17 protein-coding genes are annotated in these 20,505 nt (G+C 73.2%); 3 read left to right on the top strand and 14 right to left on the bottom strand.

Annotation, left to right across the window (positions count from 1 at the left end; translation table 11 throughout):
* Positions 1-13: 13 nt before the first annotated feature.
* The 6 genes from CG747_RS20420 to CG747_RS20395 form a co-directional block, all read right to left on the bottom strand.
* Positions 14-874, bottom strand: coding sequence for a hypothetical protein (locus CG747_RS20420; RefSeq protein WP_100603219.1), 861 nt, complete (start codon positions 872-874; stop codon positions 14-16).
* Between the two features lie 104 nt (positions 875-978).
* Positions 979-2,361 carry a PP2C family serine/threonine-protein phosphatase gene (locus CG747_RS20415; protein WP_100603218.1) on the bottom strand — a complete coding sequence of 461 codons (1,383 nt, stop codon included), beginning with the start codon at positions 2,359-2,361 and terminating at the stop codon, positions 979-981.
* A gap of 1 nt (position 2,362) precedes the next feature.
* Entirely contained in the window at positions 2,363-4,936 is a 2,574-nt protein-coding gene (locus CG747_RS20410; protein WP_100603217.1) for a serine/threonine-protein kinase, read from the bottom strand.
* The gene (locus CG747_RS20405; RefSeq protein WP_100603216.1) at positions 4,933-6,225 is read right to left on the bottom strand and encodes a hypothetical protein; all 1,293 of its coding nucleotides are present in this window, start codon (positions 6,223-6,225) and stop codon (positions 4,933-4,935) included. Before CG747_RS20405 ends, CG747_RS20410 begins: the two co-directional genes overlap by 4 nt.
* 149 nt (positions 6,226-6,374) lie before the next feature.
* Positions 6,375-7,319, bottom strand: coding sequence for a glutamate ABC transporter substrate-binding protein (locus CG747_RS20400; protein WP_257980574.1), 945 nt, complete (start codon positions 7,317-7,319; stop codon positions 6,375-6,377).
* Positions 7,320-7,396: 77 nt separating this feature from the next.
* A complete protein-coding gene (locus CG747_RS20395) occupies positions 7,397-8,809 on the bottom strand; it encodes a hypothetical protein (RefSeq protein ID WP_100603355.1) in 1,413 nt (470 codons plus the stop codon).
* 586 nt (positions 8,810-9,395) lie between these two features.
* Between CG747_RS20395 and CG747_RS20390 the strand changes: the two genes are divergently transcribed.
* A complete protein-coding gene (locus CG747_RS20390; RefSeq protein ID WP_100603215.1) occupies positions 9,396-10,088 on the top strand; it encodes a FadR/GntR family transcriptional regulator in 693 nt (230 codons plus the stop codon).
* Between the two features lie 352 nt (positions 10,089-10,440).
* Positions 10,441-10,758, top strand: a complete 318-nt coding sequence (locus CG747_RS20385) for a hypothetical protein (protein WP_100603214.1) — start codon at positions 10,441-10,443, stop codon at positions 10,756-10,758.
* 69 nt (positions 10,759-10,827) lie between these two features.
* Here CG747_RS20385 and CG747_RS20380 read toward each other — a convergent pair whose 3' ends face one another.
* On the bottom strand, positions 10,828-11,049 hold the full coding sequence (locus CG747_RS20380; RefSeq protein WP_100603213.1) for a hypothetical protein: 222 nt from the start codon (positions 11,047-11,049) through the stop codon (positions 10,828-10,830).
* Between the two features lie 125 nt (positions 11,050-11,174).
* Here CG747_RS20380 and CG747_RS20375 point away from each other — a divergent pair, with 125 nt between their 5' ends.
* Positions 11,175-12,809 carry a helix-turn-helix transcriptional regulator gene (locus CG747_RS20375; RefSeq protein WP_100603212.1) on the top strand — a complete coding sequence of 545 codons (1,635 nt, stop codon included), beginning with the start codon at positions 11,175-11,177 and terminating at the stop codon, positions 12,807-12,809.
* A 16-nt stretch (positions 12,810-12,825) separates the two neighbouring features.
* Here the strand turns inward: CG747_RS20375 and CG747_RS20370 are convergent, their stop codons facing one another.
* The 7 genes from CG747_RS20370 to CG747_RS20340 all read right to left on the bottom strand — a co-directional run bounded on the left by CG747_RS20370 (position 12,826) and on the right by CG747_RS20340 (position 20,427).
* The gene (locus CG747_RS20370) at positions 12,826-13,818 is read right to left on the bottom strand and encodes an N-acetylglucosamine kinase (RefSeq protein WP_100603211.1); all 993 of its coding nucleotides are present in this window, start codon (positions 13,816-13,818) and stop codon (positions 12,826-12,828) included.
* A complete protein-coding gene (locus CG747_RS20365) occupies positions 13,809-15,155 on the bottom strand; it encodes a 6-phospho-beta-glucosidase (RefSeq protein WP_100603210.1) in 1,347 nt (448 codons plus the stop codon). The genes CG747_RS20370 and CG747_RS20365 overlap by 10 nt, the downstream gene beginning before the upstream one ends.
* A 7-nt stretch (positions 15,156-15,162) precedes the next feature.
* Complete coding sequence (locus CG747_RS20360) at positions 15,163-16,068, bottom strand: carbohydrate ABC transporter permease (RefSeq protein ID WP_100603209.1); 906 nt, start codon at positions 16,066-16,068, stop codon at positions 15,163-15,165.
* A gap of 26 nt (positions 16,069-16,094) precedes the next feature.
* Positions 16,095-17,051 carry a carbohydrate ABC transporter permease gene (locus tag CG747_RS20355; protein ID WP_100603208.1) on the bottom strand — a complete coding sequence of 319 codons (957 nt, stop codon included), beginning with the start codon at positions 17,049-17,051 and terminating at the stop codon, positions 16,095-16,097.
* An 11-nt stretch (positions 17,052-17,062) separates the two neighbouring features.
* Positions 17,063-18,457, bottom strand: a complete 1,395-nt coding sequence (locus tag CG747_RS20350) for an ABC transporter substrate-binding protein (RefSeq protein WP_100603207.1) — start codon at positions 18,455-18,457, stop codon at positions 17,063-17,065.
* A gap of 68 nt (positions 18,458-18,525) precedes the next feature.
* The gene (locus CG747_RS20345; protein ID WP_100603206.1) at positions 18,526-19,662 is read right to left on the bottom strand and encodes an ROK family protein; all 1,137 of its coding nucleotides are present in this window, start codon (positions 19,660-19,662) and stop codon (positions 18,526-18,528) included.
* Positions 19,663-20,082: 420 nt separating this feature from the next.
* On the bottom strand, positions 20,083-20,427 hold the full coding sequence (locus tag CG747_RS20340; RefSeq protein WP_100603205.1) for a hypothetical protein: 345 nt from the start codon (positions 20,425-20,427) through the stop codon (positions 20,083-20,085).
* Between the last annotated feature and the right edge of the window lie 78 nt (positions 20,428-20,505).

Here is a 20,505-nt window from a genome sequence, read left to right as displayed (position 1 = left end):
CGGGTGGTACCGGTCAGAGCTGATCGTGCTCGTTCATTGCTGTTTCTTCGGACGGAGAGCGGGGGCCGGGAGCCGTCCGGGAGCTCTCCCGTTCGGCCTCGGCCGCCTTCGCCGCCTGTCGCACAGTACCGGTCGCGGGATCGACGTCGCCCACCACCTTCGCAAGGAGTTTCGCAGTGTCCCCGTTCCCCGGGGCCCCGGCCAGCGACGTCGCACGGCGCAGCTCCGCCACGGCACGGCCGGCATCTCCCCACTTGGCCGCATCCAGTCCCCGCTGGATGACTTGCGCCAGTTCGGACCGTCCCGTGTGGTGTGCGACCTGTGCGTCGATTCGTAACGCCGCGACCGGATCGTCCGTCCATGCGGCCCGGACCAGGGCCTGCGCCACGACGCGGGGCGCGGCGCCGTCCGGTGCGGGCAGCAGCACCGTGATCCGGGCGGCGAGCATCTCCCGGCCGAGTCCGGGGTCCGGGACGCGGAGGAGGAGGTGGTAGTCGCGGGACTCGTCGCCCCAGGGGCCGGTCGGGTAGTCGCCCGAGCGCGGCCCCGACGCTCTTCGCCGGTCGGTCAGGTCTTCGGCGGTGGGCGCCACTTGCCGCAGGAAACCGACCTCGGCGCCCAGCGGGGTCCGCACCCGCAGCACCACCCCGGCGTCCGGGCCGAGGGCCCCGGCGGCCCCGGGCGCGCCCTCGGCCGCCGCCGGGACCGCCGGGTCCGGCCGCGGCCCGGGCACCGGCCGTCCGCCGGTCGAGCCGCCCCCGGTCGCGGTGACCGCGACCACGGCGTGCAGGGTCCGCCCGCCCTGGGGGAGGAAGGGGTTGTGGTGCACCTCGACGGTGAAGCGCGGCACCCGCGACTTGGCGAAGTTGGCCATGGGTTACGTCCGCTCCTTGCGGCCGCCGCCGGCCGGCCGGTCCACCGGCGGGCGGACGGCCCGGTGGGTGGGGGCCGGGTCCGGCGCGTGCGGTTCCGAGGTGCTCAGGCCGCTCCTGCCCCTTCCGCGGGCGCCGGGAACGGCACCACCGCGACCGTTACGTTGTCGTGCCCCCCGCCGTCCAGGGCGTGGTCGACCAGCACCCGCGCCGCGTTCAGCGGCCGGCGCGGCGCGTCCAGGGGCAGCACGGCGGCCAGCGCCTGGGCCGACTCGGCGTAGTTCCACAGCCCGTCCGTGCACACCACCACGGTCCCCGGCCCGTCCGGCCGGAACGCCGCGATGTGCGGCTCGACCTCGTACGCGTCCGCGCCCAGCCAGCCGGTGATGGCGTGCGCCCGCTCGTCGGCGTTGGCCTCGGCCTCCGTCATCAGGTTGTTGGCGACCATCTGGGCGGCCCAGGAGTCGTCCTCGGTGAGCCGGACCGGCGGCGCGGTGCGGTCGTCGGGGATCCAGTACGCCCGGCTGTCGCCGACCCAGCCGATGGTCAGCAGGCCGCCGCCGACCACCGCGCCGACGAAGGTGCAGGCCGGGGCGTTCTGCTGGCGGTACTCGTCGTGCGCTATCGACGGGTCGGCGGCCAGCGCGTCGACCGCCCCCGAGGCCGCCATCACCGCGTCGTGCACGGCCTGCTGAGGGTGCGTACCGCGCGGCAGCGCCATCCGCAGCGCCACGGCGGCCCGCTCGGCGGCGGCCTTGGACGCGTCGTCCGGCCGGGTCGCCGAGGAGACCCCGTCGCAGACCACCGCGATCACCGCGGGCGAGCCGTCCGGCAGCGCGGTGTCGGCGAGCGCGAAGAAGTCCTCGTTGCGGTGGTGCCGGTGGCCGCGGTCACTGACCGCCGCGCCGCCCGCCAGCTCCTGCTCCAGGTGGTCGCGGGCCGGCCGGGCCGGGGCCTTCGGCGCGGTTCCGGTTCCCGCCGCCGCGGGCCCGGCGCCGGGCCCGGCAACCGGGCCGTCGGCCACTCCGCTTGACGCCCCCTCGGCGGCTTCGGGCCCCGACGCGACGGCCGCCCCGACCTCCGCCCCGGTCTCCGCCGCGCGCTCCGCTTCGGCCCCGGCACCGACCTTGTCCGGGACCGCCGCCGCAACGTCCGCTTCGGCTCGCGCCCCGGCTCCGGCGGCGGCGTCGGCCACCGCCTCGTAGCCGACCACCCGCGGGTCGGCCGGCCGCCCGGCGGCAGCGGTCGGCGCCGCCGCGGCATCCCCGTGCTCCGCGTACGGGAGGCGGGTCGTGGGGTCGGGCGGCGGCGGACCCGCCTGCGCCACCGGCCCCGCCGCCTGCGCCGCGGTCGGCGGTGCCCCGTCTCCCGCGGGCACGTCGTACCCGCCCGACGCCAGGGGATCGGCGCCGCACCGCCCGCAGTAGTTGTCCCCCGCGTCGAGCGGCTCGCCGCAGCTCCGGCACCGGGACGGCCCAGTCACACCCATGTCACACCCATGTCCTGGGGCGGAAGCGGTTGGCCCGTTCCACCAGTTCGATCCTTTCCTCGCCACGCTGCGCGAGCCGCGCCAGCAGGCGGTACGAACGCTCCAGCCCGAACCGCAGACCGCGTTCGTCCAACGGACTGCCGAGCAGTGCCGGCCGCTGGCGTGCAGCCGCCGGCCCGGCCGTGCCGTCCGATCCCCCGTCATCCGGGGTGCCGGCCGCGGGCCCGTCGCCGTGGCTCCCGGAGAGTACCCAGTCCAGGGCACTGCCCAGTACTTCGGTGGCGAGGAGTTCCCGGCGCCGGTCGTCCAGACCGAAGTCGGCCAGCGCCTCGACCTGTTGGGCGGCGGCCCGCAGGTCCGGCAGCAGCGGCTCCCGGGGCGAGCGCTGCCGCAACCGGGCCCGGACCGCCGCGATCCGGGCCGCCGTGTAGTGGATGGACGCCTCCGGCACGGACTCCAGCGCCGCCACCGCACCCGCCCGGTCACCGGCCGCCAGCCGCACCCGGGCCAGCCCGAACGCGGCACTGACGTAGCCGCGGTCGGTCGCCCATACGAGGCGGTAGTACTCCGCGGCGTTGTCCAACTGCCCCAGCAGTTCGGCGCTGATGCCCAGGGCCAGCTTGGGCGCCGGTTCACCCGGAAAGGCGTCGTAGACCGCGTCGAAGGCCAGCGCGGCGCCCCCCCGGTCGCCGGTCGCCAGCGCCGCAAGACCGCGGTGCCACACCGCCCGCCAGTCCCCGGACCCGGTCCCGTCCGGGGCGGGCGTCCCGGTGGCGCCCCACGGGCCGTCGGCCGGCGGGTCCGCCGCGCCCTCGCCCAGCTCCAGTTGGGCGCGCAGGGACCGCAGCCGGACCTCCGGCGAGTCCGTCGGCGCCGCCCGCAGGGCAGCCAGCAGCTCCGCCGGGGTCGCGGCGTGCAGACCGGCCAGGAACCCGGCGTTGGGGTCGTCCGGATCGGCCCGCGGCACCGGCAGCGCCAGCGCCGCCCGGGCCACGTCGAGGGGCCGCAGCCGCGGCGCCCGCCCCGGATCCTCCGCCGCCGCCCGCACGGCGCGCCGCCGACCGGTCCGGCGGGCCCTCAGCAGCGAACCGTCCCCGGCCGGCGGCGGCAGCAGCTCCGTGCCCACCACCCGCAGTTCGGGGCCGAACAGGGTCGACAACGCCGGCCGCGGCTCACCCGTCCGGAGCGCCACCACCTCCCGCAGTACGCCCGTCAACTGCTCGGCCATCTCCTCCGCCGACCCGAAACGGCGCCCCGGATCCGGGTCGGTGGCCCGCACCAGCAGCCGGTAGAACGACTCGTAGGCGCGGAACACCTCGATGTGGTCCGGGTCCGGCAGGGAGTCCGCGAAGACGTTGGTGTAGCCCTGGAAGTCGAAGGTGAGGACGGCGAGGGTACGGCCGACGGTGTACAGGTCGGAGGCGACCGAGGGGCCCACCTCGCCGACCTCCGGCGCCTGGTAGCCGATCGTGCCGTAGAGGGGGCTCTCGTGGTCGTCCGTCCGCCGCACCGCACCCAGGTCGATCAGCTTCAGCCGGTCGTGCTGCTGAATGGCGTTGTCGACCTTGAAGTCGCAGTACAGCAACTGCCGGCTGTGCAGGTGCCCGAGGGCCTCCAGCGCCTCGATGCCGTACGCGCACGCCTGCTCCACCGGCATCGGATCGCGCCGCCCCCGGGGCGTGCGCCGCTCGTTGGCGAGGTCCTTCAAGGACGTGCCGCCGACGTACTCCATGACGATGTAGCCGTCCCGGCTGCCCGTCGAACGGTCCAGGTGCTCCACGAAGTTGTAGATCCGCACGATGTTGGGGTGCTCGATCGCCGCCAGGAACCGCCGCTCGGACACCGCCGCCGCCAGCGCCTCCTCGTCACCGGTGTCCAGCAGGCCCTTGAGCACCACCCACCGGTCGTCGACCGCCCGGTCCCGCGCCAGATAGATCCAGCCCAGCCCGCCGTGCGCCAGGCACCCCGCGACCTCGTACTGGTCGTGCACCAGGTCCCCGGACCGCAACTTGGGTACGAAACTGTACGGATGGCCGCACTTGGTGCAGAAGCCCTCCGCCGTGCCCGGCCGGCCGTCCCGGCCCCGCCCCACCGGCGACCCGCACTCCCCGCGGCTGCAGAACCGCTTCCGCTCCGGCACCTCCGGATCCGCCAGCACTGCCGCCAGCGGATCGCGCCGCGGCACCTGCGGCACCGTCACCAGCCCCGCGCCCAGCCGCCCGCGCGAGGCCCCGGAACCGCCCCCCGACCCCGAATCCGGGTGTCCGCTCCCGGCGCCGCGCACCACCGGCGGCGTCCGGTCGCCCGACCCGCTCCCGGCCCCCGCCGACCGCACCGGCACATGCGTTCCGGCCGTCCGCCGCGCCCGGCCCCCGGACGGCGGCGGCGCGGCGACCGTCGCACCCCCGGCGTCCACCCGCTGCGTCAGCACCGTCGGGGTCGCCGACAGCAGCCCCTCGGCGGACACCACCGGCGCCAGCCCGCAGACCTCGCAGTACAGTTCACCGCCGCCGACGTCCTCGTAGTGCCCCGCGCACTCCCGCCGCTGGCACCGTCCCCCGTCCCGTTCCGTCACGGCTCCCCCCTGCCGTCCCGCGGCTCCGGAACGATGGCCTCCGCCGCCGCGTCCTGATAGCGCCACACCGCCTGCTCGGCCGCCCGCAGATCGCACGGCGCGCTCCACAGCATCCGGCGCGCCAGGTCGTACCGCTCCACCAGCAGCGGATCCGCCGACAGGCCGTGCCGCGTCACCCGCGCCCGGTACGCGTCCAGCCGGCCCCGCAACTCGGCCCGCACCGCCAGCGGCGCGGTCACCGCCGTCAACGACTCCCGGGCCCGCTGCAGTTCGTCCTCGGCCCGCTCCTCCAGGCTGTCCAGCAGCGGCGACAACCGGTGCCACTGTGCCCGGCGGCGGTACTCCGCGGCCGCCGCCAACTGCTCGTGCAGCACCGTCGACGGGCCGCTGACCGCCGGCACCTCCGACGCGGCGATCTTCGCCAGCACCTCACCGCGCGCCTGCCGCGCCTCGGTCAACGTCCGGTCCGCCCGCGACAACACGTCGCGCAGCAGCATCAGCCGCCGCTCCGCGTCCTGCCGCACGTCCAGCACCGCCGCCACCTCACGCCGGATGTCCTCCAGCGCCCGCGCCGCCCGGTCGTACCGGACGGTGTCCGGACGGCCGCCGCCCGGCGCCGTACTCCCCGCCCCCGACGACACCCAGAACGCCAGCGGATCCGCGATCACCTGGGCCCGCAGCCGCGCCAGCTCGTCCGTGATCCGCTCCAGATCGTCGCCCGCCGGATGCTCCCCGGGACGCACCCCCACCGAATGCGCCAACGACCGCGTCCGCCGCAGCTCTTCGGCCAGCAGGTCTATCCGGGCCGGCAGCGCCGACCACACCGCGTCCGCCGCCACGATGACGTCCAGCGACCGCGCGTACAGCCCGGTCAACCGGCCGACCAGCTCCTCCAGCCCGATCCGCCCGCCGTCACCCGCCCCGGCCGCCACCGGCGCCGCACCGCCCCGCAGCACCTCCGACAGCTCCGCCAGATCCTCCGCGGACGGCCAGCGCCGCCGCGCCCGCACCTCCCGGGCCGCCGTCAGCACCTCCGTATACGCGTCGAACAGCGACCACAGCACCGCGAGGGACCGCTCCGTCTCGCCCCAGCGCTCCTTGGTGACGCCCGACAGTTCGGCGCCCTCCAGGAGCCGGCGGCCGGCGTGGTCCTGCAACGCGAGCAGCGAACCCTCGATCGCCTCGTACTCGGCGCCTAGGCGCGCCAGCGCACGGTCCGCCTCCTCCCGGTCCAGGACCGGGGCATCGGGCCTCCCCGCCGAGCCGGGGAAGGGTCCAGGGACCCCCATCGATCACCTCTCCAATACGCGTACCGTGCACGGCGGTTGGTGCGCCCGGCTCGCTCGCCGGCCTTTCGGCTCCTCTTCCCCCGCTCCAGCCCCTCCATAGTGACCCCATCGGACGCTCCGTGGGGCACCCGACCACGCCCGGGCCGCCCTCAGTCGGCGTACTCGGGCGCCGGCGGCCCCGATATGCCCGGCAGATCGGCCTTCAGCCACTTCCGGTACGCCCGCATCCACGGGCTGTCGTCGCCGCCGCTGCGGTAGTCGTCCAGGACCTTGTTGACCCGGCGCACCAGATCCGGGTCGTCCTTGTTCATCGCCACGCCGTACGACTCGTCCGTGAACGGCTTGCCCTTCAACTCCACCGTCGGGTCCTGCGCCGCCTGCGCCGCCGCCAGCGCACTGTCGGTGACCACCGCGTCCGCCTCGCCCAACTGGAGCCGCACCAGGCAGTCCAGCTGGCTGGGCGCGGTCAGCACCCGCGCGCCGTGACTGCTCCGGGTCAGCTCCGCCTGCCCCGTCGAACCGTCCGCGGTGCACACCCGCCTGCCACGCAGCGAGTCGTCGAACGCCGTGATCGGCGACGTCTTCGGCGCCAGCACCTGCTGGCCCGCCTGGAAGTACGCCGTCGAGAACGCCACCTTCTCCTTGCGCTCACAGTTGATCGTCATCGTCCGCACCACCATGTCCACCGTGCGCTGCTGCACCGCCGGGATCCGCTGGTTGGTGGGCACCGCCTGGAACACGACCTTGGCGTCCGGCCCCAGGATGTCCTTGGCGATCGCCCGCGCCAGATCGATGTCGAAGCCCTCCAACGCGCCCGTGTCCCGGTCCCGGTACCCCCACCGGTACGTGTTCTGGTCCACCCCGACGACCAGTTGGCCCTTCTGCTTGATCCGTTCCACCGCCGGCCCGTCGGCCGGCGACGGCCGCAGGCTCTCCGCCGCGGTGCCCGGCGTGCAGTGCGCCCCCGCCGCCGTCGCGGGCGCCGTGCCCGGCCCGTACGCCCGGTGCACCGCCACCGGCCCGGACACCTCCGGGTGCGCACCGCGCCCCAGCGCGGGCACCAGCACCGTCGCGGCCGCCGCCATCACGGCCATGCCCGCCGCGACCGGCGCCAGCACGGCCCGCAGATCCCGCAGCCCCCGCCCGCGCACCACCCGCACCCCAGACCCCCTCACCGGTACTCCGACAGCCTGCGCCCGACACCCAGCACCGCGGCCGTCGCCGCCAGGAACGCCAGCACCCCGGCGCCCACCGCCAGCAGGCGGAACCCCGCGCGCCCACCGTCCGCCGTCGTCCGGAACCGCGCCTGCTCGTGCACCAACGCCCGGCCCAGCCCGGTGTCCACCCGGTCGAACGACGCTCCCGTGGAGCCGCCGCCACCGATCACCTGCGCCAACGCCCGGTCGTAGTCACCCTTGTCGTCCGCCGCCCGCGCCGCGGCGTGCCGCGTCCGCCACTCGCCGACCGCCGCCACCGCGTCCCGCACCGGCCGCCGCCCCGCCTCGTCCTCCACCAGCGCCAGCGCCTTCCCCAGCTCACCGGAGGCGGCTCCCGCCCCCGTGCCGGCCGCGCCCGCCAGATGCCCCATCTTCGCCTGGAAGTCGACCTCGTAGAAATCCTTCTGATCCGGCGTCAGCACCGCTCCGCGCGCCACCAGCGTCAGATTCTCGTCGGCCCGCGCCCGCAGGGCGTCGATCCGCGCGGTGTTCAGCGCCTGCAACGACCGGGTGCCGTGCTCGTAGGCGTCGATCAGCCCGGCCCGCGCCACCGTGTGCCCGGCCACCAGCCACAGCAGCACCGCCACCGAGGCCACCGTCGCCGCCAGCAGACCGCGGTTGAACACCCGGTTGGTGCGCAGGTAGTGCCGGCGCTGCGCCCACACCAGCGCCCCCAGGGCACCCACCCCCGCGACCAGCGCCAACCACGGCCACGCCGTGGCCCGGGCCTGGTCGGCGGCCAGCCGCTGCGTCTCCGCCTCGTACAACGCCTGGGCCGCCGGGAGGAGTTCCGTCCGCATCTGCGCGTTCGCGTACCGCAGATAGGCGCCGCCCAGCGGCAGTCCCTGCCGGTTGTTGGTCCGGGCCGTCTCGATCAGCCCGGTGTACCGCGGCAGCAGCTGGTTCAGCCGGGCGATCTGCTCCCCGGCCCGATCCGCCGCCCCGCCCTCCGCGCCCGGCACCCGCGCGTTCGCCGCCGCCCTGACCAGCAGCTGCGACGCCATCGCGAGGTCCGCCTCGTACCGCTTCCGGGTCGCCGCGGACTCCGTGCCGCCCGCCAGGAACCCGCCGGCCGCCGTGGTGTCGGCGTCCGCCAGCGACCGGAAGATGCTCGCCGCGTCCGCGGTCAGCGGCTGGCTGCGCAGTACGACGTCGTCGGCGGCCGCGGACCGGTTCGTCACCTGCCAGGCGGTGGCCGCCCCGAACACCAGGACCAGCAGCGCCAGCACCGCGCCGAGCGCGCGCAGCCGCCCCGGCTCGGTCGTGGCCGCCGCCCGCAGCTGGTCCAGGCCCTCGGCCCAGGCGGTGCGCCGGCGCGCGCCGGGGCGGGCCCCCGGCGCGGGGCGGTCGGCCGGCGCCGGTTCCACGGACGGCACCGGGGAAACCGGCGTCAAGGACGATGTGGACGACACCGACGAACCACCCCCTGGGTCGCTGACTGCGGGCCGGCCCCGCGCCCGGCGCCCCCGAGCACGGGCGCACGGCCGTCAGTATGTCCGGGCCGCCCGACCCACACACCGGACTTGACCCGATCTTGTTCGGAACACCAAACGCCGAATGCCGCACACCCCACGACGGCGCCCCCTGAGCCCCTTGCCGCGCCCCACACCTCCGACTCCCCCTCTCCCCCTTCCGTTCCTCCCCCTCCTCCCCCCTTCTCCCTCTCCTCCTCTCCTCATCACGTCCGCCCGCCGCACCCCGGTTCCCCGCGCGCCCGCACCGCACCTCCGGGCCGGAGTGGGCCGCGGCCCCGCATTACCCTTACGAGGAGTCGTCGGACATCAGGCGACCGGGATCGGACGCTCCGCCGCCGGCCGCCGCCCCGGGTGACACGCGTCCGGAGTCCCGCACCACGGGACCCGCGCCGCACACCCCCCGCGCCGCCCGTGCCGGACCCGTCCGCCTCCTGCGCCGCCCGACGATGTCCGTCCTGCCGAGAAGGGGAGTGATCGAGTGCAGACCGTCCGCAAGGGCCGGGTGTCGCTCGTGGAGTCCGCGACCGACGAGATCCGCGGTCAGATCGTCAACGGAACCTGGCCCGTGGGCAGCCGCATCCCACCCGAGAGCGCCCTCTCCGAGGCCCTCGGCGTCAGCCGCGCCTCGGTCCGCGAGGCGGTCCGCTCACTCGTCCACTCCGGTCTCCTCGAACCCCGGCAGGGCGACGGCACCTTCGTGATCTCCGACGACGACAGCGCGGTCGCCCTCCGCCGCCGCCTGGAACGCGCCGAGCTCAGCCACGTCACCCAGGTACGCCAGGGGCTCGACGTGGTCGCCGCCCGCCAGGCCGCCAAGCACCGCACCGACGAACAGCTCGCCGGCATCGAGGCGGCCCTGGACCGCCGCAAGGCCGCCCTCGCGCGCCACGACAGCGAGGCGTTCACCGCCGCCGACGCCGAGTTCCACGTCCTGGTCGCCGAGGCCAGCGCCAACCCCGTGCTCGCCGACATCTACCGCTCCCTCAGCGCCGCCCTGCGCGAGGAACTCCGCCGGGCCGCCTGCCTCGACACCGCCGACGCCGCTCCCGCCGACCCGCACTCCCGCCTCACCGACGCCATCCGCGCCCAGGACCCCCAGGCCGCCGTCGACGCCGCCGTCCTCCTCCTCGCCGGCCACGTACGCGATCTGGCACTGCCGCTCGACGACTGATCGGGGGCGGGTGGGGGCGCGTGGGCGGGCAGGCGGGCGGGCGGCGCTGGCTGCCCGGTGGCGACCGGACGCCGATTGCGGACCGGTGAGGAGCGCCGAGGAGCGCTGACTCGCTGCGGACTGCTGCGGACGGGGGAGGAACGCTCAGGACGGGGCCGCGGCCGACTGCTCAGGCCCGGACCGCTGCCGTCCGCTGAGGAGCCGCGCCGCACAGTCGTCGAGCGGCGCGCACTGTGCCCCGCACGCCCCCCACTTCACTCCCGCGCGCCGCTGACGAACACATCCCCTCCAACTACGCTGAGTGACGAAAGGTTGGTCATCCCGCCAACCCCCGAAGCGCCGGAGGATCGCCATGCGCCACATCAACCGACTCCTGACCCCGCTCGCCAAAGCCACCGCCAGGACCACGTCCAGGACCCCGGCCGCCCCGGCCCACCCCTCCCCGGCCAGCGGATTCCTCACCATCGGCAGCACGACATACATCAACCCGACCGGCACCTACCCCCTCTTCCACGCTGCCGACGGCACCCTCACCCTCGTCATCAACGACACCGACCACCCCATCACCATCATCACGGAAAGCGACCACTCCCCGCCGCCCGCCGACCTGATCCTCGCCCCGGGCGAACGCACCGAGACCCGCAGAGGCGACTGCGTTCAGGTGGGCTGAGAGCACGCGCGGCGAGGAGGGGCGGGCGAGACCACGGGGGTGCCGCATCCTCCACTGCCGACGGCGAGCTCACCGCCCGCGGCTCGACACCATCAGGGAGCGCATCCAGGCCGCCAGCTCCCGCACGAGGGAGTGCGTGTGGGTGCCGCGCGCCCGGAGGAACGGGAGGACGAGCAGTGCCGGCACGGAGGCCAGCGTCACGATCAGGACGGGCAACAGGGCCAGCGCGAAGAGGATGACGCGCTGCGTCCGGCGCGCGCCGGCCAGCAGGCCGGACAACAGGGTGAGCACGGCGAAGGCGTTCCTTCCGGGTTCCGGGGACGGTCGAACGACGCCGTCACCCTCCGTGCCCTCGGGTACGTTGCGAAAGCCGCAACGCGTTGCCAACGCGGAGTCAACACAGCAGGGGGAGCACCATGGCCGAGATCGCCCGCACTTCCGGGGCGTCGTCGCGGATCGAGCGGGGGGAGCTGGCGGAAGTTGCAGAGCTGGGCAACGTGTTGAAGAAGCTGTTCATCACGTTGGACATCAACCAGTCCCAGTACGCCCGGCGGATCCACATCGACAAGTCCACGGTCTCCCGCTATCTCAGCGGCACCCGGCTGCCCACCAAGGAGTTCGTCCAGCGGCTGGTATCCGAGGTCGAGGAGGACCGCGGCGTTCCCCTCCAACGGGAGGCGAAGGAGGCCATCCACGGCCAGTGGCTGGCCGCGCTCCAGGTCTGCGACCCGGCGGAGCACACGTTGGAGACGCTGCGCGCGGAGCTGGCCAGGTCGAAGCGGAACGCCGAGCGCGCCCACCGCAACGTCGAAGCCCTGCACCGCCTCCTGGAGCAGAAGGAGTCGGAGGCCCACGCCGCGGCCGACGATCTGACGCGGCTCCGCCTGGACTGGAGCGCCGAACGGACCGCCGCCTCCCGTGAACAGCTCCAACTGCGTCAGGAGTGCGACTCCCTCTCGTCCTCCAGGGAGGCGCTGCTGCGCGAGATCGAGCAGCTGAAGGAGGACCTCCGCGAGGCCGAACGGCAGCGCGCCGAGGCCGAGGTCCACCGTCACGAATTACGCGATCGGGTGCTGCGATTGGAGGAGGAGCTGGCGGAGCGGGAGCCGACGGGCACTGCGGGCACGGCGGCCCGGATTCCGCTCGACGTCTTCCAGGCGCAGTTGCTCCGGATGTGGAAGGAGGAGGAATTCCCCGAGGCCGCCCGCGATTTGACGGAGGCGGCTTGGGTGCGTCCGCTCGACGAGGTGGCGGCGCTCGTCGACTGGTTGGCGATCCATGGGGACGAGGAGAAGATCAACGCGTTCGTGGCCGATGTCGGCCGACTGCGATCCATTGAGGATGTCATTCAGTTCTGCCGGCGCCTGATGTTGTGGCGCGGGGACGGCTCGCGAGGCATCCTTGATTCCTTGGTGGCGGCCATCGCTTCGCGTACGACCGAGCGCAATGTCGTACGCGTATACCGGGAGTTGAGAAGGGTCGGGTTCGGAAACCGCGGCTACGTGATCGGGGACAGGGTGCTGTCCGCGTTGGTGCGCAGAGCGAATGAGCCGCTGGCGGTCGTCGCCCTTCTCCGCAAGGTGGGGGCGGAGGAGTGCTCCCCGCACGAGGTCAGGGCGACGGCGTATGCGGTGGCCAGTGGTTCCAGGCACTCGAATGCGCTGTTTCCTCTCTTGGTCGTCATCGGGCTGATCAATGAGGGAATGCCGAAATTGGCCAGGGCCGGCTTGTCCGAGTTGTGTCCGCGGGGCGTATACCCCGTGATGAGCGGCCAACGGGCGGCCCGGTTCCACGCACTTGTGGAGGGACTCGACGAGGGTTCCCGTGACGTCCTTTTCGGATTTGTCGCGGGGGCGGACAGCGGGCACATAGCGGGGCGGATCGCCGAGGCGCTGTTTCAGCATCGGGAAGGAGAGGGGAAACTCCTTGATCGGTTGCTGGACGAGCTTCGGGACCGCGACGCGCTTGAGTTGTTGTTCCCGGAAATATCCGTGGGAAGGCCGGTCGCCAGCCCGGAACTCCGCACCTATGTGACGAACCGCTACCGCTGAATCCCCGGCCGGGGCCCTACGTCCACTCCGACCGCAGCTGCTCGTAGGCCTGTGGGGGCGGTGCCGGGGTCGCCTGGTCCAGGGCGTCCAGGGCGGCACCGAGGACCGGGGGTGCGGTGATGACGTGCGGGATCGCCTTGGGGGCGTGGTCGGCGAGGAGGCGGGTGAGGTGGTCGTGGAGGAGGGGGTGCCGGGCGGCGAGGACGCTGCCGCCGAGGATGACCGGGGTCGGTTCGGAGAGGAGGTCGAGGCGGCTCAGGGCGACGGTGGCCATCAGGGCGATCTCTTCCGCCTGGTGGGCCACGACGGAGCGGGCGACGGCGTCGCCGCCCGCGGCGACGGCGAAGAGGAGCGGGGTCAGTTCGTGCCGGCGGGTGTCGGGGATCCGGTGCAGATGCAGGGCTTCGATCAGTTCCAGCATGGTGGCCAGGCCGAAGTGGGCCGGTAGCGCACGGGCGAGTTCGCTCGGGGCGCCGCGGCCGTCCTCGGCGCGTGCCGCGTGCCACAGGGCCTCGTCGGCGAGGAAGGCCCCGCCGCCCCAGTCGCCGGAGAGGCGGCCGATGGACGGGAAGCGGGCGGTGGCTCCGTCGCGGCCGAGGCCGACGCAGTTGATGCCGGCGCCGCAGACCACGGCGACGCCCAACGGTTCGCCGCGGTCGGGGAGTCCGGCGCGGAGCAGCGCGAAGGTGTCGTTGCGGACGGTGACGGTGTCCGCCCAGCCGCGGGCGGCGATCTCGGCGGTCAGGCGGGTCACTTCGATGGGGAGGTCGGCGTTGGCGAGGAAAGCGGAGAGATGGGCGACCGGGCCGTCGCCGATCGGCCCGGCCTGGGCCCGGGCCGCGGCGATCAGGGGGGTCAGGACGTCCACGGCGCGGGCGGTGCCCACCACCGGGGGCTGGAAGCCGCCGCCGCGGGCCCGGCCGAGGATCCTGCCGTCCGTGGCCAGCAGGGCCACGTCGGTCTTGCTGTTGCCCGCGTCGATGGCGAGCGCTGTGCCGGTCAGGCCCACGTGAGGTGCTCCAGGTTGTGTGCGATCAGCTCGTCGGTGAGCCGGTTCGCGTAGTCGATCTGTCCGATGAGGGGGTGTGCGAGGAGTGCGGAGAAGACCCGGTCGCGGCCGCCCTTGAGGGCCGCCTCCAGGGCCAGGTGCTCGTAGGCCGTGACATTGGCGACCAGTCCGGCGAAGAGGGGGGCGAGGGGGCGGAGGGGGAGGGGGGAGGCCCCCCGAGGACCCACCGCCGCCGGCACCTCGATCACCGCGTCGTCCGGCAGGAACGGCAGCGTGCCGTTGTTGAGGGTGTTGACGATCTGGACGTCGCCGGCCGGTCGGGCGGTGGCGTCCCCGGCCGCGCCGGCCGCACCCCGCCCGGGTCCGTCTCCGCGACCTCCGCCGTGTCCGTCACCGCCTCCGCCACCCCCGCCCAGCAGTGACGACGTCAGTGCCACCGCCGCTTCGGAGTAGAAGGCGCCGCCGCGGCTGGCCAGGAGTTCGGGCTTCTCGGCGAGTGTCGGGTCGGCGTAGAGGTCGAGGAGCTGGCGCTCGATGGCGGCGACCTCGGCGGCGCGGGAGGGCTTGGTGCGCAGTTCCTCCACGACCGCGTCGTGCTGGTAGTAGTAGCGCAGGTAGTAGGAGGGGACGACGCCCAGGTGGTCCAGGAGCGGGCGCGGCATGCGGAGGTCGGCGGCGACGGCGTCGCCGTGCTCGGCGAGGAGCTTGGGCAGGACGTCCTCGCCGTCGACGCGGACGGCGCGTTCCCAGGTGAGGTGGTTGAGGCCGACGTGCTCCAACTCGACCCGTTCGGGGGCCACGTTGAGCAGTTTCGCGAACTTCCGCTGGAAGCCGATGGCCACGTTGCACAGCCCGACGGCCTTGTGGCCGTGGTTGAGCAGGGCCCGGGTGACGATGCCCACCGGGTTGGTGAAGTCGACGATCCAGGCGTCCGGGCAGCGGCGGCGGACCCGTTCGGCGATGTCCAGGACGACCGGGACGGTGCGCAGCGCCTTGGCGAGACCGCCCGCGCCGGTGGTCTCCTGGCCGACGCAGCCGCACTCCAGCGGCCAGGTCTCGTCCTGGTTGCGGGCGGCCTGTCCGCCGACCCGCAGCTGGAGGAGGACGGCGTCGGCGCCGTCGAGGCCGGCGTCGAGGTCGTCGGTCCAGGTGATCCTGCCCGGGTGGTCCTGCCGGGCGAAGATCCGGCGGGCCAGTGCGCCGATCAGCTCCAGCCGTTCGGTGGCCGGGTCGATCAGTACGAGTTCGGTGACCGGCAGGGCGTCGCGCAACCGCGCGAAGCCGTCGATGAGTTCGGGGGTGTAGGTCGAGCCGCCGCCGACCACTGCGAGCTTCATATCCGTTTCAGCCCTTCACTCCGGTGAGTGTGACGCCTTCGACGAAGGCTTTCTGTGCGAAGAAGAAAACGAGGATGACGGGGGCCATGACCAGCACCGTGGCGGCCATGGTGAGGTTCCAGTTGACGGAATGCGCGCTCTTGAAGGACTCCAGGCCGTAGGAGAGCGTCCAGGCCGCCGGGTTCTGCGCGGTGTAGATCTGCGGGCCGAAGTAGTCGTTCCAGCAGTAGAAGAACTGGAAGAGGGCGATGGCGGCGATGCCGGGGCGGGCCATCGGGATGATGATCCGCAGCAGGGTGCGGAGTTCGCCGCAGCCGTCGACCTTCGCGGACTCCACGTACTCCTGGGGGATCGTCAGGAGGAACTGGCGGAGCAGGAAGATGGAGTAGGCGTCGCCGAACGCCATCGGGACGATCAGCGGCCAGATCGAGCCGGTCAGGTGCAGTTGCTGCGCCCACACCAGGTACATCGGGATGACGACGACCTGCGGCGGCAGCATCATCGTGGAGATGACGAGGATCATCGCGGTGCGGCGGCCGCGGAAGCGGAAGCGGGCGAGCGCGTAGGCGGCGGGGATCGCCGAGCAGACCGTGAAGAGGGTGCCCAGGCCCGCGTAGAGCAGGGAGTTCTTCCACCAGTCGAGGAAGCCCGGGGTGGTGAACACGGTGGCGTAGTTGGACCAGTTCCACTCGTGCGGCCACAGTTCGCCGCTCATCGCCTGGTCGTCGCTCATGACGGAGGTCAGGAAGACGAAGACGAACGGCAGGACGAAGAAGAGGGCGGCGGCGATCGCCACCGCGTGCACGGCGATCCAGTGCAGCAGCCGTTTGCGGCGGGCGCGGGCGGCGGGGGCGCCGGTGGTGCCGGGCGTACGGGCCCGGGCCGGGCGCCGGGTGAGCGTCGTGGTGGTCACGTCGGGTCACTCCTTGGTCATGGCGGTCAGTCGTCCGCCGGGAGCAGGCCGGCGCGCTTGCGCATCAGCAGGGTGGTGACGGCCATCGCGATGGCGAACAGCACCAGGGAGAGGGCGCAGGCCGCACCGGTGTTGAAGTTCTGGAAGCCCAGCGAGTAGATGAGCTGCGGCACCGTCAGGGTGGAGTGGTCCGGGTAGCCGGGCTGGATGACGCTGCCGGGGCCGATGGAGACGCCGGAGGCGAGCTTTCCGGCGACCAGTGCCTGGGTGTAGTACTGCATGGTCTGCACGACGCCGGTGACCACCGCGAACAGCACGATCGGGGTGATCGACGGCCAGGTCACGTAGCGGAACTTCCCCCAGGCGCCGGCGCCGTCCAGTTCGGCGGCCTCGTACTGCTCCTTCGGGACGTCCAGCAGCGCCGCCATGAAGATCACCATCAGGTCGCCGATGCCCCACAGGGACAGCAGGACCAGGGACGGTTTGGCCCAGGCCGGGTCGTTGAACCACTCCGGGCCCCGGATGCCGACCGCTCCGAGGATCTCGTTGACCGGGCCGCTCGCCGGGTTGAGCAGGAAGACGAAGGCGACGGTGGCGGCCACCGGTGGTGCCAGGTACGGCAGGTAGAACGCGGTGCGGAAGAACCCGGCACCCGATTTGATCTTGGTGATGAGCAGGCCGACGCCCAGGCCGAAGACCACCCGGAGCGCCACCATCACCACCACCAGCCAGAGGGTGTTCCACAGGGCGGGCCCGAACAGCGGCATCTGGGTCAGCACGTATTTCCAGTTCCGCAGGCCCACGAAGGCGGGCTGCTCGATCTGGTTGTAGTGCATGAAGGAGAAATAGACGGTGGCGATCAGTGGGTAGCCGAAGAAGACCGAGAATCCGACGAGCCAGGGGGAGAGGAATCCCAGGATGCGGAGGCGTTCGCGGCGGTGTTTGCGCCGTAGTTCCGGGGCGGGGGAGAGCGTGGCTGCCATGGAAGGCTCCGTCAGTTCTCGGACTGGAGGTTGTCGGCGTCGATCCCCGCGTCGAGTCCGCGCAGTCCCGCGTCGAGGTCGGGGACCTTTCCGGCTTCCTCGGCGTAGGCGAAGTCCTGGAGCGAGAGGACGTACATGTCGCCGTTGTTGGAGGGCGGCAGCGCGGTGCTGTGCCGATTGCGGGCGATGTCGAGGAAGGTGCGGAAGTCCGGGTCGGCGTCGAGTTTCGGGGAGGTGAGTGCGGCGTTCGTGGACGGGACGTTGTGGATGGCGTTGGCGAAGGCGACGACCTGGTCGGTGTCCACGGTCAGGAATTTCACCAGTTCCCAGGCGGCGTTCTGGTGCCGGCTGCTGTGGGCGATGCCGGCGATGGTGCCGGTGAGATAGCCCCGGCCGTAGGTGTCGGCCTGGTCGTCGGGTACCGGCATCGGCGCGACGCCCCACTTGAACGGCGCCTTGGCCTCCTTGAGCATCAGCCCGCGCCATTCGCCGTCCATGTGCATGGCCACCTTCTGCCGCAGGAAGGCGTTCTGTGCGGACATCTCGTCGCCGAAGGTGGTGCGGAACTTCTCCGTCGCGCGGTATCCGCCCTGTGCGTTGATGAGGTCCCGCTGGGTGGTGAAGAATTCACGGGTCGACGGGTCCTTGGCGAGTTGCGCCTTGCCGTTCCGGTCGAAGTACCGGGGACCCCATTGTGCGAAGAGCCGGTCCGGACTGTTCTGGTAGAACCGGAAGTTGGGCATGAAGCCGACCTGTTGGTAATCGCCGTCCTTGGTGCGCCGGGTGAGTTTCGCGGCGTCCCGTTTCAGTTCCGACATGGTGTGCGGCGGTCTGGTGATGCCGGCCTTTTTGAACGCGTCCTCGTTGTAGTAGAGGCCGTAGGCGTCGGCGAGCAGCGGAAGCGCGCACTGCCGGCCGCGGTACCGGGTGTAGTCGAGCAGGGTTTTCGGGAAGACCTTTTCCTTCACCACGCCGGTCTTCTTCATGAAGGGGTCGAGGTCCGCCCACATTCCGGACGAGCAGTACTGCCCGACGTTGTTGGTGGTGAACGACGACACCACGTCGGGGGCGTCGCTGCCGCCGGCCCGCAGCGCCTGGTTCATGGTGTCGTCGGAGACGTTGCCGACCGCCTTCACCGTGATGTTGGGGTGGATCTTCTCGAAGCGCGCGATGCTGTCGTCGATGGCCTTCACCTCGCCGGCGTTGGACCAGCCGTGCCAGAAGGTGAGGGTGACCGGTTCGGTGGGGTCGTCCCGGTCGCTGCCGACGCTGGGGTTGGCGCAGCCCGCGGCGAGCAGCCCGGCGGTGGCCAGGGCCACCGGGAGGCGAAGGCGCGCCCGGGATCGCGGGCGCGGGTGCGGACGGAGTGGTGGGTACGGTCGGCCACCCGGGCGCGGGAGCGGCATGCGGACTTCCTTACGTCAGGGGTTCCTTGGGGCCTGGCGGGGCGGATCGGCCGGTGCGGCGGAGGGGTTCACGCGGTGTCGAAGACCGCGTCGCGGGCCTCGGCGAGCGCTGTGCGCAGCGCGCCGGTGAGGATGGGGTTTCCGGCGATGTCGCTGATCCGGATCTCGGGGCGGGGCAGCGCGAGCCCGGTGAACTCGTCCTCGACCAGGGTCCGCAGGGCCTCTCCGCCGGCCTGCGGCACCTCGCCGGAGAGCACCACCAGGCGGGGGTCGACCACCGCGACCACGGCGGCCAGGCCGGTCGCCAGGCGCCGTGCCACCTCGGCCCGTACGTCGTCCCGGGCCAGCGCCTCGGCGGCGGTGCGGACCTCCGGGGCGCCGTACTCGTGGGCGAGTCCGATGACGCTCGGGGTGCCGACCAGGCGCTGGAACCCGCCGCCGGCGTCCGGCCGGGCGGCGCTGCGGTCGCCGTCCCGGGCCAGTGGCGCGCCGGGCAGCGGCATGTAGCCGATCTCGCCGGCGCCGCCGGTGGCCCCGCGCAGCGGCCGGCCGTCGAGGACGATGGCGGCGCCCACGCCCTCGTCGACCCACACCAGGACGAAGTCGTCGAAGTCCTGGGCGGCGCCGTCGTGTTGCTCGGCGACCGCGGCCAGGTTCACGTCGTTCTCGATGACGAGCGGGACGCCGAGGACGTCGGCGAGTTCTTCCCGCAGCGCCCGCGACTGCCAGCCGGGCAGGTGGGGCGCGTACCGCAGCAGGCCGGTCTGCGGGTCGAGCGCGCCGGGCGTGCCGATCACCGCGCGGTGCAGCTGTCCGCGGTCCAGTCCGGCCTTGGCCAGCGCCCCGTCCACGGCCCGTGCGACGAGCCGGGCGGTCAGGTCGGTGGCGTCCGCGGGGACCTCGGTGGTGTCGATCCGCTCCTCGCCGAGCACCTGTCCGGTGATGTCGGCGACGGCCGCGGTGAGGCCCAGTTGGTCCACGGCGAGTGCGGCGACGTGGGCGGCGGCCGGGTTGATCTCGTAGAGCTGGGCGCTGGGGCCGGGGCGGCCGGTGACGTTGCCGGTGGTCCGGACCAGTCCGGCCGCGGCCAGCCGGGCGAGCAGTTGGGAGGCGGTCGGCTTCGACAGTCCGGTCAGTTCGCCGATCTGGGTGCGGGTCAGGGGGCCTTGGGACACCAGGAGGTCCAGTGCGGCCCGGTCGTTCATCGCCCGCAGCACCCTCGGTGTGCCCGGCGTTCCCTGTCCTGCTGCGGCCATGACTGCTGCCCACCCCGTGTTCCGTGCGGAATCTGACCGGAAGGTGTCTGTTAGGAAACCTTCCAATTACTGGGAAGGAAGGTAGGCCGCCCTTCAGGTGCGCGTCAATGGTGCGGGCGAGGGTTGTCGTTCCGACCGGGCGGGGGAGCGCACGGAGAGAGGGGCGCCCGGTGGTCGGCCGGTACGCCCCTCGGTGATCCCCCGTGCCCCCCCTCGCCCCCCGGTATCCCCCGCGTCCCCCGTGCTCGTGCCCCCGTTGTCGCGCCCCGTCGCGGCGGCGGTCCCTCGGTCAGGGGGGTGGGCCGGCCGGCCCCTTGCCTGTCACCGGCCGGCCCGTCCTGGTCAGGAAATCAGCGGCCCCGGTCCGCCTCAGCCCTCTTCCCAGCCGACGCTGCCGACGCCGGTGCCGCCGTCGCAGGTGGCCTCGGAGTGGTCGCGGGCGCCCGGGTTGAGGGTCCGCCAGGGGCCGGTCTGGTCGGGCCACCAGCCGCAGACCACGGTCACCCGGAAACCGATGGTGCGGTTGGTGTTGTTGGTGCAGTCCGCGGTGCCCCGTCGGCCGTCGCTGTTGGTGGTGCAGGTGAGGTCGTTCTTGATCTGCGGTCGCGTCGCGGCGGACGCGGACGCGGGGGCGGCGGCGGTCAGGGCCGCCGCGCTGCCGAGCATCAGAACCGAAGCGACGGCCCCCGTGGCCACGCGATTGCGGATCTTCATGGTGAAGTCTCCTTCTCCGTCGTTGGTGTCGTTGGTGCCGACACCCCGGATACGAAGCGGGACCGCGGTACGTATGAC

Source organism: Streptomyces sp. CB02959, from assembly GCF_002803155.1.
Lineage (GTDB): Bacteria > Actinomycetota > Actinomycetes > Streptomycetales > Streptomycetaceae > Streptomyces.
Note: the sequence above shows the minus strand (reverse complement) of the source record. Positions and strands in the feature narration are given on the sequence as shown.